The sequence below is a fragment of the Embleya scabrispora genome (genome assembly GCF_002024165.1).
GTDB classification, from domain to species: Bacteria; Actinomycetota; Actinomycetes; order Streptomycetales; family Streptomycetaceae; genus Embleya; species Embleya scabrispora_A.
Window position 1 is genome coordinate 567,309 of sequence record NZ_MWQN01000002.1, and the last position, 17,443, is coordinate 584,751.

11 protein-coding genes are annotated in these 17,443 nt (G+C 71.3%); 10 read left to right on the top strand and 1 reads right to left on the bottom strand.

Going from position 1 to position 17,443, the window contains the following annotated elements; translation table 11 throughout:
- Positions 1 to 171 precede the first annotated feature (171 nt).
- Positions 172 to 843, top strand: a complete 672-nt coding sequence (locus B4N89_RS33050) for a TetR/AcrR family transcriptional regulator (protein ID WP_078980140.1) — start codon at positions 172 to 174, stop codon at positions 841 to 843.
- 397 nt (positions 844 to 1,240) lie between these two features.
- On the opposite strand, the gene ispG is transcribed toward B4N89_RS33050, so the two are convergent.
- Complete coding sequence (gene ispG / locus B4N89_RS33055) at positions 1,241 to 2,410, bottom strand: flavodoxin-dependent (E)-4-hydroxy-3-methylbut-2-enyl-diphosphate synthase (RefSeq protein WP_078980141.1); 1,170 nt, start codon at positions 2,408 to 2,410, stop codon at positions 1,241 to 1,243.
- 792 nt (positions 2,411 to 3,202) lie between these two features.
- Here ispG and B4N89_RS33065 point away from each other — a divergent pair.
- From B4N89_RS33065 to B4N89_RS33110, 9 genes are all read left to right on the top strand, one after another.
- The gene (locus B4N89_RS33065) at positions 3,203 to 4,198 is read left to right on the top strand and encodes an alpha/beta hydrolase (RefSeq protein WP_235619055.1); all 996 of its coding nucleotides are present in this window, start codon (positions 3,203 to 3,205) and stop codon (positions 4,196 to 4,198) included.
- 153 nt (positions 4,199 to 4,351) lie between these two features.
- Positions 4,352 to 5,113 (top strand): ParA family protein, encoded by a 762-nt coding sequence (locus tag B4N89_RS33070; RefSeq protein WP_235619056.1) that lies wholly within the window; start codon positions 4,352 to 4,354, stop codon positions 5,111 to 5,113.
- Complete coding sequence (locus tag B4N89_RS33075) at positions 5,113 to 5,919, top strand: hypothetical protein (protein WP_078980145.1); 807 nt, start codon at positions 5,113 to 5,115, stop codon at positions 5,917 to 5,919. The genes B4N89_RS33070 and B4N89_RS33075 overlap by 1 nt, the downstream gene beginning before the upstream one ends.
- A gap of 492 nt (positions 5,920 to 6,411) precedes the next feature.
- On the top strand, positions 6,412 to 9,003 hold the full coding sequence (locus tag B4N89_RS33080; RefSeq protein ID WP_078980146.1) for a hypothetical protein: 2,592 nt from the start codon (positions 6,412 to 6,414) through the stop codon (positions 9,001 to 9,003).
- A gap of 877 nt (positions 9,004 to 9,880) precedes the next feature.
- Positions 9,881 to 10,651, top strand: coding sequence for an SDR family NAD(P)-dependent oxidoreductase (locus B4N89_RS33085; RefSeq protein WP_235619057.1), 771 nt, complete (start codon positions 9,881 to 9,883; stop codon positions 10,649 to 10,651).
- An 830-nt stretch (positions 10,652 to 11,481) separates the two neighbouring features.
- Entirely contained in the window at positions 11,482 to 12,873 is a 1,392-nt protein-coding gene (locus B4N89_RS33095) for a hypothetical protein (RefSeq protein WP_161500906.1), read from the top strand.
- 142 nt (positions 12,874 to 13,015) lie between these two features.
- Positions 13,016 to 13,498 carry an NUDIX domain-containing protein gene (locus B4N89_RS33100; RefSeq protein WP_078980149.1) on the top strand — a complete coding sequence of 161 codons (483 nt, stop codon included), beginning with the start codon at positions 13,016 to 13,018 and terminating at the stop codon, positions 13,496 to 13,498.
- A gap of 322 nt (positions 13,499 to 13,820) precedes the next feature.
- The gene (locus B4N89_RS33105) at positions 13,821 to 15,782 is read left to right on the top strand and encodes an IPT/TIG domain-containing protein (RefSeq protein ID WP_143658170.1); all 1,962 of its coding nucleotides are present in this window, start codon (positions 13,821 to 13,823) and stop codon (positions 15,780 to 15,782) included.
- A 295-nt stretch (positions 15,783 to 16,077) separates the two neighbouring features.
- Positions 16,078 to 17,406 carry a low temperature requirement protein A gene (locus B4N89_RS33110; RefSeq protein ID WP_078980151.1) on the top strand — a complete coding sequence of 443 codons (1,329 nt, stop codon included), beginning with the start codon at positions 16,078 to 16,080 and terminating at the stop codon, positions 17,404 to 17,406.
- The last annotated feature ends 37 nt before the right edge of the window (positions 17,407 to 17,443 follow it).

Here is a 17,443-nt window from a genome sequence, read left to right on the forward strand (position 1 = left end):
TGGGGTGGAACAGTGACCGCACGTGTGAGAACGTTGTTCCGGATAGTAGGATGCGGCGTTCCAACAGACAAGAGCGTCGAGGATCTCGAGGATCTTTGGGGTCTCCGGGCCTCCGGGTCTTTGGTCCCCGGGAACTCCGGGGATCTCGCGGATCGAAGGTGGGTGCCGCCGATGGACGGGATCGAACCGGCGGTGGATTCCGGCGGGTTGGTGGGCAACGCGGTACGCCGTCCGCTGGAGGCGCGGTGGGCGGTGTACGCGCAGGAGGTGCGTCGGCTGGTCGACGCGACCTATCGGGTGGTCGAGCGCACCGGCAGCCTCGATCCCACGATGCGCGACATCCTGCGCGAGTCGGGGTTGTCGAACCAGGCGTTCTATCGGCACTTCCGGTCCAAGGACGAACTGCTCGTCGCGCTGCTCGACGACGGGCGGCGGCGGATGGCCGCGTATCTGGACCACCGGATGTCGGCGGCCGACGACGTCGCGGGCAAGGTGGTGGCTTGGATCGAGGGCGTGCTGGCGCAGGCCGGCGATCCGGTGGCGGCGGCGCGTACCCGTCCGTTCATGGCCCATCAGGACCGGTTGGCCGAACTGTTCCCGGCCGAGCAGCGGGACTCGGTGGAGGCGATGATCCGGCCCCTGCGCGAGGCGTTGGCAGGGGGCGAGGGGGCGGCGACGGCCGGCGATGTCGAGGCCGATGCCCTCGCGGTGTACCGGCTGACGCTGGCAACCCTGCACGACCACCTGCGCGCGGGCACCGCGGTCGGACCGAAGGACACAGCGCACACGGTGCGCTTCGCCCTGGCGGGGTTGGCGCTGGAAGCGGGGCCGCAGTCGGAGTGACCGGCCGAACAAAGGCGCCGCAACGACCACACCCGGACGCCACCCGACACCGACCGGGCCGGCTCAGCCGTTGTGCGGGATGGGAAACGGTTGGGCGCTCGCCCTCGGGGGTTCGGGCGGGTCTCGATCGACGACCCGGGTCGGTGGCCACGCCCTTTGCCGAACGCCGGCCGCCGGCCGTGGGACTGCGCCGGGGTGAGCCGCGCGACCCATTCGGTCTCGGTTGTTCGGTGAGCACGTCGAGGACCGCCGACGAGCAGAGGAACGGCAGCCGACGGTGCTCGGGTGGACTCCCCAGTCACCCGAGCATCCGTCGGCGCCGGCGGGGGTCGCGGGGCGTCGCCCGCGACCCGGCCGATTGCGGGGCCGGATCGGGTCAGGCAGACAACCGGCTCGATCAGCCCGGGCCGACCGAACCGGCCTCCGCTCCTCGGACCCGCCCGCTCCCCGGAGGCGACACCGTCGACGCGAGGTTCAAGGCCTCCTCCAACAACGCCTCGACGATCCTCGATTCCGGCACGGTCTTCACCACCTCACCCCGGACGAAGATCTGGCCCTTGCCATTGCCGGAAGAGACGCCGATGTCGGCTTCGCGGGATTCGCCCGGCCCGTTGACCACGCAACCCATGACCGCGACGCGGAGCGGGATGGGGAAGCCCTCGAAGGCGGCCTCGACCCGGCGGGCCAGCCGGTGGATGTCCACCTGGAGCCGCCCACAGCCCGGGCACGAGACGATTTCCAACCGACGTGGCCGCAGGCCCAGCGATTGCAGGATGTGGCAGCCGGCCTTGACCTGTTCGACCGGGGGAGCGGACAGCGATACCCGGATCGTGTCGCCGATGCCCTCCGCCAGCAGGATGCCGAACGCGACGGCGGACTTGATCGAACCCTGCAGACTGGGCCCCGCCTCCGTCACCCCCAGGTGCAGGGGGTAGTCGCAGCGTGCGGCCAGCAGTCGGTACGCGGCGATCACCGTGCGCGGATCGTGGTGCTTGACCGCGATCTTCAGGTCGCGGAAGCCGTGTTCCTCGAACAACGAGCATTCCCACAGCGCCGATTCGACCAGTGCCTCGGGGTTCGCGTGGCCGCCGTGCCGGTCCAGTACGCGTGGATCCAGCGACCCCGCGTTCACCCCGATCCGGATCGGCACGCCCGCCGCGCCCGCCGCCACCGCGATCTCGCGTACCTTGTCGTCGAACTTGCGGATGTTGCCCGGGTTCACCCGTACCGCCGCGCATCCCGCGTCGATCGCCTGGAAGACGTAGCGCGGTTGGAAGTGGATGTCGGCGACCACCGGGATCGGCGATCGGGAGGTGATCGCGGGGAGCGCGTCCGCGTCGTCCCGGGACGGCACCGCGACACGGACGATGTCGCATCCGGCGGCGGTCACCTCGGCGATCTGCCGGAGCGTCGCGTCGACGTCGGCGGTCGGGGTGGTGGTCATCGTCTGCACGCTGATCGGCGCTCCGTCGCCGACCGGGACGCGGCCGACGTCGATGCGCCGGGAGTGGCGCCGAAGCGGTATGTGCGCGGGAACCTCGGGCAGGCCGAGGTCGACGGCGGTCATGCGGGTGCCTCCTGTGCGAATCGGCACGCCCCTCGCGGTCGCGTGGCACCGCCGTGCGCGACGCGGCCTCGCCCGACGACCGGTACGGCGGCTGATCGAGGCGTGGTCCCCGGTGGCCGGCCGAGTGCTGAACGTAGGTGCATGTCCCTCCCGAGTCCGAAGTGCGGTACGCCGGAACCGAGTCGCGGCGCCGTACGGTGCGCCGCGTGCCACGTCGTGCCGTGCCGCGCGGCCCGTGTACCGGCGGTGCCGGGACGCGGGGTCGGCCCGTGTACCGGTGGGCCGGCCGGGACTGGTCCGGCTCGATCCGCTCCGGCCGGCCCGGCCCCACCCGGATCCGGCCCGGCTCACTGCACCCGTCCCACCTCCGGCAACTGGCGTACTGATCGCAGTTTTCCCGACCATCACACGATCCATAAGGCGTGAACCCAGCCCCGCTGACGCACCGATGATCACGCCCGCACGCCGGGTGGTGCGAATACCGACCACGGCGCGATCGAACGCGCCCCGGCGGACATCCCGAGCGCCGGTGGCGCCGACCCGAACCAGTCGAGCCACCTCGCTCGCCCGCCCTGACCTGTGGTTTTCTCTCGCACCGAGAAAACGGCGCGCCACGCGACCCGGGTTCGTGCACCTTCGTCACCCACATGCCCACCGCACCCCGGGCCGCCCGGGAAGGCCCCTCGAAGGACTCGACCGCCCCCGGCGGCCCACCCCTGTTGCCGGACCAACCCCGCACCGGCACGCCGCAGCCGAAAGCGCAGACCTCGGTTGGCCGGCAGGGTTGGGTTCATGGGTGATGCGGGTCTTGGTGGACTGGCTGACGGTGAGCTTGCGGCCTTTGTCGGTGCTGAGCGGCTTGATCGTGGGCCCTCGGTGCGGGAGTTGGGTGTGGTCGAGGTTCGGCGGCGTCAGGCGGTGCGGGTTGCCGGGCGGGCGGCGGGGCCTGGGCTTGCCGAGGTTCGGGACGTCGAGGTCGGTCGCCGGGGTGTGAGTGGGATGGCGTCGGGTGGGTTGACCGGCGTCGAGGTGGGGCCTTCGGTCGGGGCTCGGCTTTATCGGCCGACTCTTGGTGCGGTGCCGTTGGTGGTTTATGTGCATGGCGGGATGTGGAGTATCGGTGGTCTGGAGTCGCATGATCGGCTGTGTCGGCGGCTTGCTGCTGCCGCGCGGGTTGCCGTGTTGGCTGTCGACTATCGGTTGGCGCCCGAACATCCCTGGCCTGCCGGGATCGATGATGCGGTTGCGGCGTTTCGGTGGGCTGCCGAGCATGCGGGTGAGTTGTGTGGTGCGGTCGGGGTGCCGGCGATTGCGGGGGACAGTTCCGGTGGGCATTTGGCTGCGCTTGTGTGTTTGCGGATGCGTGGCGCGGGTGGGCCGATGCCGGCCGCGCAGTTTCTAGCGTTTCCCAATACCGATCTGACGTTGTCTCGGCCGAGTACGCGGGACAAGGCGACCGGCTGGGGGCTGACGACGGACGCCGTGGCGTGGGGTGTCGAGAATCTTGTGCCCGATCCTGTTCGGCGTGCCGATCCGGTGGTCAGTCCGCTTTTCGCCGCTGACCTGGCCGGGTTGCCGCCGGCGGTGGTTGTCACCGCCGAGCACGACCCGCTGCGCGACGAGGGGGATGAGTACGCGGATCGCTTGCGTGCCGCCGGAGTTCGGGTTCGGCATCGGTGTGAACTCGGGATGGTTCACGGGTTCTTGACCATGGAGCTTGTTTCGCCGGCGGCGGACGCGGCCGGCGGTCGGTTCTTTGCGGATGTGGCTGATCTTTTGCTGGGCTGAGGTGGGTGGGCTGCGGCGGCGCCGATGCGGGTATGGCTGGTTTGTTCGGGCTTGTGGAGTGTCGTTCGTCCCGAATGGGGTTTGCCCGGTGGGGGTCTGGCATGCTGGGTGATGTCCGAGTACCCGTTTCGGGGAAGCCAACGGAGGTCCCAGATGAGCCCTGCCCGCAGGTCGGCGGCGCCGCCGTCGAAAGCCAGAGTCGTGGTCGTCATCAACCGTAAAGGTGGTGTCGGCAAGAGCACGATCGCGGTGAATCTGGCCGCTGTTCAGGGTCAGAACTTCACCCCCACCGGGCCGATCGATCCGGATGCCGACGCGCCCGTGGTCGCCTGTGGGATCGACCCCCAGGGATCGATGGAGGACTGGGCGGACCGGGTTCCCGAGGAACTGCTGCCGTTCGACTACATGTCCACCAAGGGCAAGCCCGGCATGTTGGCCGAGTTGAAGGCCGACCCGAGCGTTGCCCGGATCGTGGTCGACAGTCCCGGCTTCATGGACACCGATCCCGACGCCGAACTCGCCACCGACCCGCTGGGCCACGGCGCGGCGGCGGACGCGCTGCGCGACATGCTCGAAGTGGCGGACCTGGCGGTGGTACCGATCACGCCGGAGTTCATGAGCTGGTCGCCCAGCGAGTACACGATCGAGCGGGTGCTCAAGCCGCGCGGGATCCCGTACATCGCGGTGGTCAACCTGTGGGATCCGCGCGACGGCGAGACCGACCGGGCGCGGGTCGAGGCGTGGATAGACGAACGCGGATATCCGCGGGCGCGGGAACCGATTCGCAAGTACAAGATCCACGCTCATGCGGCGGAGGGCGGGCTCGTGGTCACCCAATACAAGGAGAGCGGTACCGCGTTGCGTGCCCGAGAGGATTTCTACAAGCTCGCCCTCGCGATCGAGCAGGCGCTCTGATGGGCCGGCAGCGTACTCCCCGGACGGCCGCCGAGCCGCGTCGACTGCGTACCGCCGCCGACATGGCCAAGGAACTGCCCACGCCGTTCCGGCCGTTGTCGGACAGCCCGGTTTTGATCGACGACGAGCAGCGGCAACTGGCCGCGTGCGAGGCGGCGATCGAGACGTTGCGGGTCGCGTTCTGGGCGGCGGGCAAGGCGCTCCAGATCGTTCGTGACGCGCGGTTGTACCGCACGCGGTACGAGAGCTTCGAGGAGTACTGCCTCGATCGTTGGGACATGCAACGCCGTTATGCGGACCGGCTGATCCAGGCGTGGCCGATCGCCGAGGCGTTGAGTCCAATTGGACTCAAGGCGGTGAACGAGGCCCAGGTGCGCGAACTGGTCCCGCTGGCGGGGCGGTACGGGAACGAGGCCGCGGTGACGGTGTACCGCACGGTCGCGGAGGCCGAGTTCGTGCCGCTGACCGCGTCGGTGCTGCGGGGTGCGGTCGCCGCCATCGGGGATGCCTTTTCGCCTGCCGCCGCGGTGGAGCAGGTCCGGCGCTACCTCGATTCGCTCGGCATCGAACCCGCGGAGCCCGAGGGTGAGCGGGTGGTCGACTACACGGCCAAGGCCGCGGACACCATCCCGCGCCGTTGGCTGAGCACGCTCGCCCGACAGGATCGCGCGGCGGCGGTGGCGTATCTCGACGAATTGGAGCGGCAGGTTGCCCAGGCTCGCCGGGAGCTTGCGGAGGCGGACGGGGGCGGCGGGGACGGGTCGCCGGGCGGGCAGCGCGCGGATGAGGATGCCTTGAGCGCGTAGGGCGGGCGGTTGATGCTTGGCTTGGCTGCCGGGTGGTTGCTGCCGGGTGGTTGCTGCCGGGTGGTGGTTCCGGGCGGTGGTGGTGGGTGGGTGCAGTGGGTTGCCTGGTGGGGGCTGCTGGGTGGCTGTTGACGGCTGCTGTTGGCGGCGGTGGTCTGGTGAGTCCAATTGGACTCGGTTGGATCGCTGGGATTTGGTTGGCTGCCGTCGGGGCGGCTGAGTGTGGCCTGTGTGGTGCCTGCCCCTGCGTGGCCGTGGTTCCTTTGTGTCCGGAGCTTTGTGGCGGTCGGGATGTCTGTGGCGTCTGATCGGATCGCCCCGGGAACGGGCCTGGTCCGGTAGCCGAATCGCGCATCGCACGTTGCGCAGTGATCATCGATCGGATCACCCGCCGGTGATTCGGGCCCTTCCCTGCGGTCGTTTCACCCACGGATACGAGCACATCCCGAATCGGACCCGTGCCTCGCGCGGGACGAAGGAGTTGTCGTACAGATGCTGGACCTCGCGCGCTGGGACTGGTCTCGGGACTGGCCCTACCTGGCCGGAGCCCTCGTCGTGCTCGCGTCGGCCGTCCTGATCGAACGGGCGCGCCGCCGGGCCGTCGCCGAGCGGGCCAGGGTCGCCGCGTTGCCCGAGGAAGCCCGGAAGGCGCTGGAGAGCGACCGGACCGCGATCCGGGATCGGCGCGGCCGGCGGGTCGAGGACCTGCTGACGGCGGGCGTCGCGGCTGCTGCGGCAGGTCTTTCGGCGGCTCAGCTGGGCAAGTTCGGTCGGGACGTCATGGGCCTGACCGGGCCGTGGGCGTATCTGCCCTTCGTCGCGCTGGACTTCGCGGCGGTGGTCTGCGCCTTGCGGGCCCGGCGGCGGGCCTCGCGGGGCGCGGCGGCGGGGCTGTCCGGGGCGTTGGTGTGGGTCCTGGCGCTGTTGTCGGCGTCGATGTCGGCCAGCGAGGGGGCCGGCCTCGGCGAGATGTTCGCGTTGGGCATCTGGGCCCCGATCGCTGCGGTGTTGTGGGAGTTGGGCCTGGCCGAGGAGCGCCACGCCCGGACCGCGCGGGCCGACCGCCGGGTGGGCTGGATCCGCTGGTTGCACCCGATCGAGCGGGTCCTGGTCCTGGCGGAACTGGCGAGCGACGAACACCTCGGCGCGGCCGACGCGACCGAGCGGGTCCGGGAGCGGCGTGCCGCGCGGGCGCTGTACCGGCTGCGCCAGGCCACGGAGGCCAGGGACGCGCGGGCCGGGACGGGTGGGGCCTCGGCGCGGTCGGTACGCGGGATCGACCGCCGGTATCGCCGCGCCGAGGCATTTGCCCAACGCACCGCGTCCCGGGTGCGGTTGGCCGATGCGGAGGTGGAGGCCGCGGTGCTTCCCCAGCTCCGAGTCCTGGTCGACGTCGGCCGGTTGGCCACGATGACATGGCCTGCCCCGGGGGCCGCCGAACCGCTAGCGGGTGAGGCCGCGCCGGCGCCGAAGATGCCCCGGCCGCGTGTGGGCGACGCGGATACGGGCGCGGTGCCGCCGAACGGTGACGGCCGACACGCCGATCTCGACCGCGGATCGGCGGTGGTGTCCGCAGCCGGGCCCTTTCGTCACGAGGTAGGCGACGATCGGGGCCGCTTCGCGGCGGTGGCGGTGGCGGGGCGGCCGGGGGAGATGGATGACCGGATGCCGGAGTCCGGTGTCGCGGTGTCCGGTGGTGTGTCCGACGAGGGGTTCGCCGGCCGGGCGGCCGCTTCGGACATGCGCCGGCGGCCGACGGACGTTGCCGATGTCGGGGCGCCGAGCGCCGGGGGCGGGGTCATCGCCGCTGACGCGCCCACTGGCCGAGCGATTTCGTCGGACATGCGCTGGCGGCCGGCCGACGCCGCCGACGACTCGGCGTTGCGCGACGCCTCGATGGCCGAGTGGCCGATGGCGGGTGCCGCCGTGGCCGGTGGTGTCGTGGCCGGTGGTGTCGTGTCCGGTGGTGTCGTGTCCGGTGGTGTCGTGTCCGGTGGGGTCGATACGCGTCGTGATGTGGTGACCGGATGGCCGGTCGAGACGGGGGGCCGCCACGAGGTGTCCGGTACATCGCAGGGTGCGTCGGACACTCGCCGGCAGCCGGCCGGTGATGCGGCGGCGTCCGCGTGGCCGGAGGAGGCGGGTGACCCGGTGCCGGTGTCCGGTGTGGACGATGCCGATGCCGATGCCGATGCCGAGCCGCTCGGTGGTGTCGGGTCGCGGCGCCATGCGGTGGCGGATTGGCCGGGGGGTACGGAAGTTCGCCGAAGTGGTTCGGGCGCCGGCGGGCGGCGGGACGTTGCGGTCGCGTGGCCGGACTCGGCGGACAGCGGCCGGGATGGGGATGTCGATTCACCGGATCCGGGACCGGTCGGCGCCACCAAGGACGCCGGATCGCGGAGTGCTTCGCGGGCGCCTGCGGAGGGGGATCTGCATCACCATACGTCGGCCGCCATCGCGGCCGACGTCACGGATCTGCGTCACCGGGGGACAGCCGGGGCAACGGGTGAGGCGCATGCTCCCTACGACGATGACGATGATGCGAGCGCGGGTCGGGGACGGCGCGTCGACGGCGCGGCCGCGCGTTCCGATGCGCGCCGTGGGTCGACTCGCGCCGACGCCGCCCGGGATGCCGACACCGACACGGCGCACCGCCCGGCTGCGACGCCGCCGGCGGTGTCGTCGGACGTGCCCCCGACCGATGCGCCGTCGCCGAACACGATCCCCGTACAACGAGCGACCGGGGGGAAGGGGGCCAACCGCCGGAGCGTTGTCGCCGATGCCGACGCGGCGTCCTCGGACAACGTGTCCCCCGCCGTCGAGGCGACGCCCGGCTACGACTTCCCGGGCCAGGGCCACGCCGTCGACGGCACCCCGCTCACCAGCGCCGCACGTCGCGACCCCCGGATCCTCGGATTGGTCACCCTCCTCGCCGCCGAAGCCGACGTGACCGGCGCCGAGGTCGGCCGCCGCCTCGGCGTCAGCAGCCGAACCGGTCAACGCCTCCTCGGCCTGGCCCAGGACGAACTCGACGCCCGCCGCAACCACGCCGACGACCCCGAACTCAGCGACGCCGGCATCTGACCCCGCGCCCAACGCCGAGGCGACGGCGGCTTGTTGTCGGCCGTTCGCCGAGGTTCTACCTGGAGGCGCGTCGCGTTGCGCGCTCGTGTGGTGATCGGAGCCGGCTGATTCGTGGCGGAGCGGGGTGGCTTGCCAGGGTCGCGCGTTGTCGTGGGGCGGGTCCGGGTCGCGTGGGGAGCGGGCGGCTTGCCCGGAGTCGGGGGCTGTGGTCGCGAGGGTCTGCGGGGTGAGTAGGGCGGCTCGGGGGGCCGGAGTCGTGTTCGCGGCGTTGCTGTTTGTTGGGCGCTTCGCGCCGGCTCGCGAGGGACCACTTTTTTCTCTCCCCCGCTTCGCTCCTCCGAGAAAAAAGCGGCCCCTCGCTCGGGGCCGGGTGCCCCTCCGCTTCGCTCCGGGTCACCCGGCCCAAACTTTGCGGCTCCGCCGCTCTCCGCGCTGCGCGCGTCGATCGCGTGGGTGGCCTCGGTCGTGGGCGCTGACGCGCCCGGGGGTGGGCGGCTGAATCGGATCCCGGAGCCCTCGAAATGTCGGCCCTTCGCGCCGGCCTGTGGTTTTCGCGCGTCGCGCGGCCGCAGCACCGCCACGCGAACCGGGCTTGTTTCGGGAAGGGTGCCTACTTGGATCGTTCTTCCGCGACGATCGTCCTCAGCGGGACATTCGGATGACTGCTCGGCTTCAGCGGTACACCCGGGGCTTCGGGATGGGAACTCCCGCGCTCATGGAGCAGGGGTGTTCGGCCCCGAGGGGCGGGTTTCGGCTTGATCGGGCATCCATTGCTCCGGTGCGGAGGGCGCTCGGCCGACGGGGAAGTGGGTCTGGTTTCCCCAACTTGGCTGTGGCACGATCCGTCTTCCAAATCCTCGTCCGATGGAGTGAACGCATGTCGATAGCCCATGTGTCCGGCCGGTTCGACGGTAAGACCGCGGTGGTCACCGGAGCCGGGTCGGGGGTCGGGCGGGCCACTACGTTGCGGCTGGCGGCGGAGGGGGCCAACGTGTTCGCGCTGGACATCGCGGCGGCGTCGTTGGCCGAGACCGCCGAGGCGGCGGTCGGGCTTGCGGGCAAGGTGGCCACTCGGGTCACCGACGTGGCGGTACGGGACGAGTGTTTCGCCGCGGTGGCGGCGGCCGTGGCGGAGTTCGGTGGGATCGACGTGCTGGGCAACGTGGCCGGCATCGCGCGGGCCGAGCACGTGCTGGAGGTCACCGAGGCGGACTACCGGCGGATGATGGGCGTCAACATCGACGGCTACTTCTTCATGTGCCAGGCGGCCATCCCGCATCTGCTCGAACGGTCCGGCAACGTGGTCAACATCGCGTCCAACGCGAGTGTGATGGGCCTGGCGTACAGCGTCGTCTACACCATGAGCAAGGGCGCCGTGGTCCAGCTGACCCGGTCGCTGGCCTGGGAGTTCGCCAAGCAGCCGCTGCGGGTGAACGCGATCGCGCCGGGCGGTATCGACACCAACCTCGTGGCCAACTACCAGATGCCGGCGGACGTGGACTGGGATCTGGTCGGCCGCGCCATGACGCCGCGCCCGATGGCGCAGCCGGAGGACATCGCGGCGATGTTCTCGTACGTCGCCTCCGAGGAGGCTCGGAACGTACACGGCGCGATCCTGCACAACGACAGCGGTCTGACGGCCGGCTGAGCCGGCGAGACGGCACGGGACGACGCGGGACGAGGCCAGGCGACGCGAAACGAGGCGGGACGAGGCGAGGCGGGACGAGGCGACGCGACGCGACGCGGGACGCGCCGACGTGTGCCCGCCCGCCACCCCCCCGGCCGTCTGCCACGCCGGCAGCGATGCCCGCGATACTTGCGACACCACCCACCCGTCGCCCCGTCGGGCCGCGGCAGGCCTACCCCGCCGACTCCCCGGAGGTCGCGGCTGCCGCTGCCGCCGAACGTAGGGTGTTGGCCGCCGTGTGCGGCGGGCTCTCTGTCGAGCTGTGGAACTCCCCGTCTCTCGGCGCGGGTTGGCACGTGCGCGAAGTGGTGGCGCACATGTCGCTTGGCTTTCGCGGCTCGTTGCCCCGGCTCGGTCCGGCCGTGGTCAAGGCACGCGGCAGTCTTCACCGCATGACCGGTCGGCGCGCTGTGCACCGATGACCCCCACCGCGGCCCTGGGCCACGACGTGGTGCACGGTCTCGCCGGCGCCGTCGCTCTGGGCTCGACCGGCGGGTTCCGCAGGAGCGGCTGCGTCCGCTGCCGGATGTGATCGGTCCCCGAAGTCTTCGGTTCTTCGAGGTGAACCCGGTCGGTGTCCGGCTGTGTGCCGACGACCTCGACTGGGCCTACGGGAGCCTTGGTGGTTCTTGGCTGCGGGCCTCGGCAGGGCCGACTTCACGGCGAACACCGCAACCGATTCATCACGACCTGAGATCCCCCGCCTACACACCGCTTCCGCGCATCTCCGACATCCGCACGGCGGCGTGGGTCGGAGTTGCGACGGGCGGGGGAGGGGCGAAGAGTTGTTCTTGTCGATCCATGTGCACCGTTCGATACATGTGCACCGTCGAGGCCGAGGTCTCCGGTGCCTGCAGGCTGCCCCCTCGGCGGCCGAGCCGACAACGGCACAGCAGCAACGTCCCCATCCGACTGGATTCGTCATGTCCAAAACCGCCCGGCGACAGATATCCCGCATCGTTGGCACGTCCTGTCTGGCTGCCGCACTCGCGCTGCCGACCGCCGCCGCGGCCGCCGCGCCCCAGGTCGCCTCGCCCGGCCAGGCCACGAGCCGCGTACCCGCCGACACCCCCGAACCGCCGAACACCCCGCAGGCGCCGGCGTACACACCGCCCCCGCCCAACACACCGAACACACCCAACGCGCCGAACAGCCCGAATACGCCGAACTCCCCCAACGAGCCGAACACGCCGGGGACGGGCACGCCCAGCGCCCCGGGCACCCCCTCGTCGGAGACGCCGAGCACACCCGGTCCGGGCGGATCGTCGCATCCGCCCAATCAACTGCAACAGGCCGCGCCGCCGCCGGATCCGAAGACGGACCCGGACGGCGCGAAGCGTGAGGTGGAGGGCGAGATCGACAAACTGGACGTCCCGCCCGATGTGAAGCAGAAGCTGAAGGAGGGGCTGAACACGGCGATCAACGCGATCAAGAATTCGTCCACGTCCACGGACGACCGGAACAGGTACGCCGAAGCCGTCTCGGCGATCAATCAGACGCTGAAGGCGATCCAGGACCCGACGACGTCGGCGCCGGACCGGGCGCTTTACACCAAGGTCGTGCAGGGCGTGAACGAGGCGCTGCGGCGCAGCCAGGACCCGAAGTTGGCCGTGGGGGAGCGGGGCGATTATCTGAAGACCGCGCAGGGCGTGGCGCAGATCATGGCACGGCTTCAGGATCCGACCTTCCCGGCGGCCGACCGAGGGTTCGCCATCCAGGTCGTGACGCTGATCAGCGACGCGCTGCTCGCGTCCAAGGATCCGAAGACGGCGCCGAAGAAGCCGGCGGACCAGCAGCAGATCCGGAAGGTCATCCAGGCCACCGCGACGGCGGCCACGCAGGCGACCGCGACGCTGCAGGACCCGAAGGCGTCGCCGCAGGCCAAGGACGCGGCCCGGCAGACCCTGATGGCGCAGGCCAACGTGCTGCAGAATTCCAAGTACCTGGAGTTCCTCAACGAGGTGAAACGCTACAACCCGACCACGGAATGCCTCACGACGATCGAAACGCGCACCCGTCAGGCCGGCTGGCCGGACGGATCCCTGTGGGGTCTTTCCGACGACACGTGCGGCGACGCGCTGACCAAGGCCGTCGCCGACAGCGGCAGCAAGTGGAACGCGCTGTTCACCTGCGTGCAGCAGAACGCGTTCTCGACCTGTCCGACGTATATCCCCAAGGACTGACCGACTCCCGAGATTCGACCGAAGCGGCTCTGCACGGTCCTGCCGGCTCCCGGCCGGTGGGGCCGTGCCGTCGGTGTGCGATGGTGACCCGGCGCCGAGTGCCCACCGCCCGCGGCCCCGTCCCGGCGCTAGGCTCGACGAAATGACTCACGAGTTCCTGCCGCCCGAGCAGTGGTACGAGCAACTGCCCTCCCTCTACGCCGCCGCCTCCGCGCTGATCACCGACGCCGATGACCGGGTCCTGGTGGTCAAACCCAACTACCGGGACTACTGGAACCTGCCCGGCGGCTTCGTCGACCGCAACGAATCACCGCACGACGCCTGTGCGCGCGAACTCCGTGAGGAACTCGGGCTCGACGTCGCCGTCGGCGAACTCCTGGTGATCGACTGGGTGCCCGAACTCGAACCCCGACCCCGCCCGTTGACCGGTTGGATGTTCGACGGCGGCACATTCGCCCCCGACCGGATCGCGGCCATTCGGATCCAGGAGGACGAACTCGACGACCACGCGTTCGTCACGGTCGAGCGGGCCGCCGAACTGCTGCCGAGTACGGTCGCCCCACGCGTGCCCGCCGCGCTGCGCGCCCGCGCCGAGGGCCGGACGGTATACCTGCCCAGGGACTGAGCAGACCACCCGCGATTCCCGTCCCCGCCCCGACACCCCGCATCAAGGCCCCCGGCGTCGGCGCCTCTACACCAACTCCCGCTCCCATGAAGTGATTTCGCCGTTAAGGCCGCATCGCCGCCTGCGGACCCGGTACGTTTCGGTCGATGCACCGACGAATCGCGATCCGTGGTTCGCGGCCGTCCGGCACCACGGCCCGGTACCCGTTGCCGGGCGTGGCGCCGGATTCGGGTGGGGGCCCGAGTGCTGCAATGCGGGGTGGGGATCGGTGTGCCCCGATGGAGCCGGCCGGGTGCGCTCCATCGTCAGGGAGGGGATCCCGATGTCACACGATCTCGCAGAGCCCGCCGACCGGTTACGGCACCCGCGCCGCCCGGCCCGGCCCCACCGTCCGCCGACCCACTCCGGGCTGCCCGGGCGGTTGATCGCGCTCGTCGCCGCCGCGGCCCTCGTACTCGCCGGCCTGATCGCCCAGGCCGTACCCGCCGCGGCGGCCCACCCGGGTGTGGCCGTCTATGTGGCCAACTCCGGCTCGAACACGGTCTCGGTCATCGACGCCGCGAACAACACCACCACGGCCACCGTCCCGGTGGGCCGGGGCCCGTACGGGCTCGCCGCCAATCACGCCGGCACCCGGGTGTACGTGGCGAACTTCGACTCCGGCGGCATCTCGGTGATCGACACCGCCACCGACGCGGTCGTCGCCACGATCGCCACCGGCGGCGCGCCGTTCGCGATGGCGATCGACCCGACGGACACCCGGCTGTACGTGGCCCAGGGCAACTCCGTCCTCGCCGTCGACACGGCGACCGACACCGTCGCCGCCACGATCGCGGTCGGCGCCGGCCCGATCGCGGTACTGGTCGCGCCGGACGGGGCACATGTGTACGCGGTCAACAACGCCGGACGCAGCGTCTCGGTGATCACCTCCGCGACCGGCGTCGTCGGCACGACCATCACGCTGCCCGGCACACCCGACGGGGCCGCGCTCAGCCCCGACGGGAGGCGGCTGTACGCGGTCGACAACCAGACCGGACTGTGGACGCTCGACCTGACCGCCGGCGGCCTGCTCGCCGCGACCGTGCCGATCACCGACGGCAGCAATGTCGCGGTGGACCCGACCGGAAGCCGGGCGTACGTCTCCGCGTTCCCCGCCGAGGTCGAGGTGGTCGACCTGGCCACGAACACGGTGGTCGACAGCGTGGCGGTGGGCGCGTACCCGGCCAACCTGACCCTGCACGTCGCGGGCCGATACGTGTACACCACCAACACCCAGTCCGGCGACGTGTCCGTGATCGACGGCTCGACCGACACCGTGATGGCCACCATCCCGGTCGGCTCCACCCCCTACGGCATCGTCGTCGTCGGCGTCCCCCAACCGCGCACCGTCACCTCGGTGCGCCCCGACTCCGGCCCCACGGCCGGGAGTACCTCCGTGACCGTCACCGGCACCCACCTGACCGGCACCACCGCCGTCGTGTTCGGTGCGACCCCGGCCGCCGCGTTCACCGTCGTCGACGACACCACCCTCATCGCGACCGCGCCCCCCGGCGCACCCGGCACCGTCGACATCACCGTGTCCGGCCCCGGCGGGACCAGCGCGACCTCGGCCGCCGACCGCTACACCTACGTGCCCGCCCCCACGGTCACCGCGGTGAGCCCGAACTCCGGCCCCGACACCGGCGGCACGATGGTCACCGTCACCGGCACCGGCCTCGCGGGCGCGACCGGCATCACCTTCGGCCCGGGCCGCCCCGCCACCGCCGTGACCTGCACCGCCACCACCTGCACCGCGACCGCGCCGCCCGGTCCGGCCGGCCAGGTCGACGTCCGGGTGACCACCGCCGGCGGCACCAGCGCGGCCGTGCCGGCCGACCGCTACACCTACATCGCGAGCGCGGCCGACGTGTCGGTGGTGCTCCGGGCCAACGGCGTCGGCGGCCTGTTCGGCGCACACATCGACTACACCGTCACCGTCACCAACCGCGGCCCGAACGCACTCGCCTCGGCGACCGTCACCGCACCGCTGCCGTCGCCGATGACCGCGACCTCACCGGACTGCGCGGTGGCCAACCGCACGGTGACCTGCACCGTCGGCCCGCTGGCCAAGGGCGCCACCACCACCCGCCACTTCACCGCCCCGATCGACCTGCTCAACCTGGGCCTCGGCTACGAGGTCACCGCGACCCGCACGGCGAGCACACCCAACGACCCCAACCCGGGCAACAACTCCTCGTCGGCATCGTGCACGGTGGTCACCTCGCTGCTGATCCTGTGCTCATGAGCACCTGAGCACCTGAGCACCGGAACACGAGCACCCGACCCCCGCGGCGGACCGGAAATCCGGTCCGCCGCAGCACATCCCGGCCCATCTCCGCGCGTCCCGGATACGCCGACCGCGAACGTGAGAATTTCCGCTGTCCCGGAACGCGCGGCGCGATGATGATGGGCCCTCGCACGTACGACCCGAACTCGACCACCCGCGCAGGTTCGGGCGGCCCGACCGGCTCGCGGCCGGCGGCCGCGACGCGTGTCGGGATCGAAGGAAGCATGCTCGCAAGACACCTGGAAGTGACCGCATGAACCCCTCCCCGACCCCACCGGACCGCGACCCGCACGACCACCCGCCAACCGCCACCGGCGACGCGCCCACCACGACCGCCGCCGAGCCGCCCCTTTCCATCCCCATGGACCTCCCGCACGACCCGATCGAACCCCCCGACGAACCGGAGCAGTCCACCGGCGTCACCCCGATCGAGCTGTTCTTCGACCTCGTCTTCGTCTTCGTCCTCACCCAGGCCACCCACCAGGTGGAGTCCCACCCGGGCTGGTCCGGCCTGTTCCAGGGGATGTTGCCGCTGGCCGCGCTGTGGTGGATGTTCGGCGCGTTCAGTTGGCTGACCAACGCGGTGCGGCCCGACGCGGTGGTGCATCGGTTGCTGCTCGCGCTGACCATGACCGCGTTCTTCGTGATGGGCCTGGATCTGCCGTACGCGTTCGACCCCGACGGCTGGGCGTTCGGCCTCGCCTTCCTCGTCGCGGTCGGGATGCACGTCGCGCTGTTCCTGACCGCCGCCGAGCCGTCGGCCCGTGCCGGGATCCTGCGGCTGGCCCCGTTCAACGCGGTCGGCGGCGTACTGATCCTGATCGCGCCGCACCTGTCCGACGTCGGGACCTGGGTGTGCTGGGCCGGTGCGGTGACGGTGTTGTACCTGTCGATGGTGATCGGCCGGATCCGCGGATTCGTGGTCGAGCCGCACCACTTCGTGGAGCGCCACGGCCTGATCATCCTGATCGTGCTCGGCGAGTCGGTCGTGGCGGTCGGCATCGGCGCGGGCGGGCGGCCGGTCGACTGGAAGCTCGCGGGGGGCATCCTGCTCGGCATCGCGGTCGCCACCGGCATCTGGTGGACCTACTTCGGCGGTGACGACGAGCGCACCGTGCGGGCCATGTCCGAGGCGTCGGTGGAACGCCGCCAGATGCTCGGCTATGTGGCGTTCGGCCTGGCCCACGCGGTGATGATCGCCGGCATCGTGCTGGTCGCGGCCGGCATCTCCGACGGCATCCACCACCTGGGTACCGACACCAACCGCTGGTGGCTGGGCAGCGGTGTGGCGGTCTTCCTGCTCGGCCACGCCTGGCATCGCCACGTACTCGGCACCGGCTCGATCGTGGCGCAAATCGGCGCGGCCGTCGTGGTCGTACCGCTGACCGCCCCACTGGCCGGCGCCGGCTGGGCCACGCTCGCCGCCGCCACGGTCGTACTCGCCGCGATGACCGTGGCGGACCACCACCTCCAACTCCGCACGACAATCCCGAAGCAGGCGCGGGAGCCCGGGGAGCCCCGGGAGCCCGAGGAGTCGCGAGAGCCCGGGGAGCCCCGGGAGCAGCAGCCGGTCGCGACCTGATCCGACCGACCCGCGCCGCCACCGCGGCAGCACGACG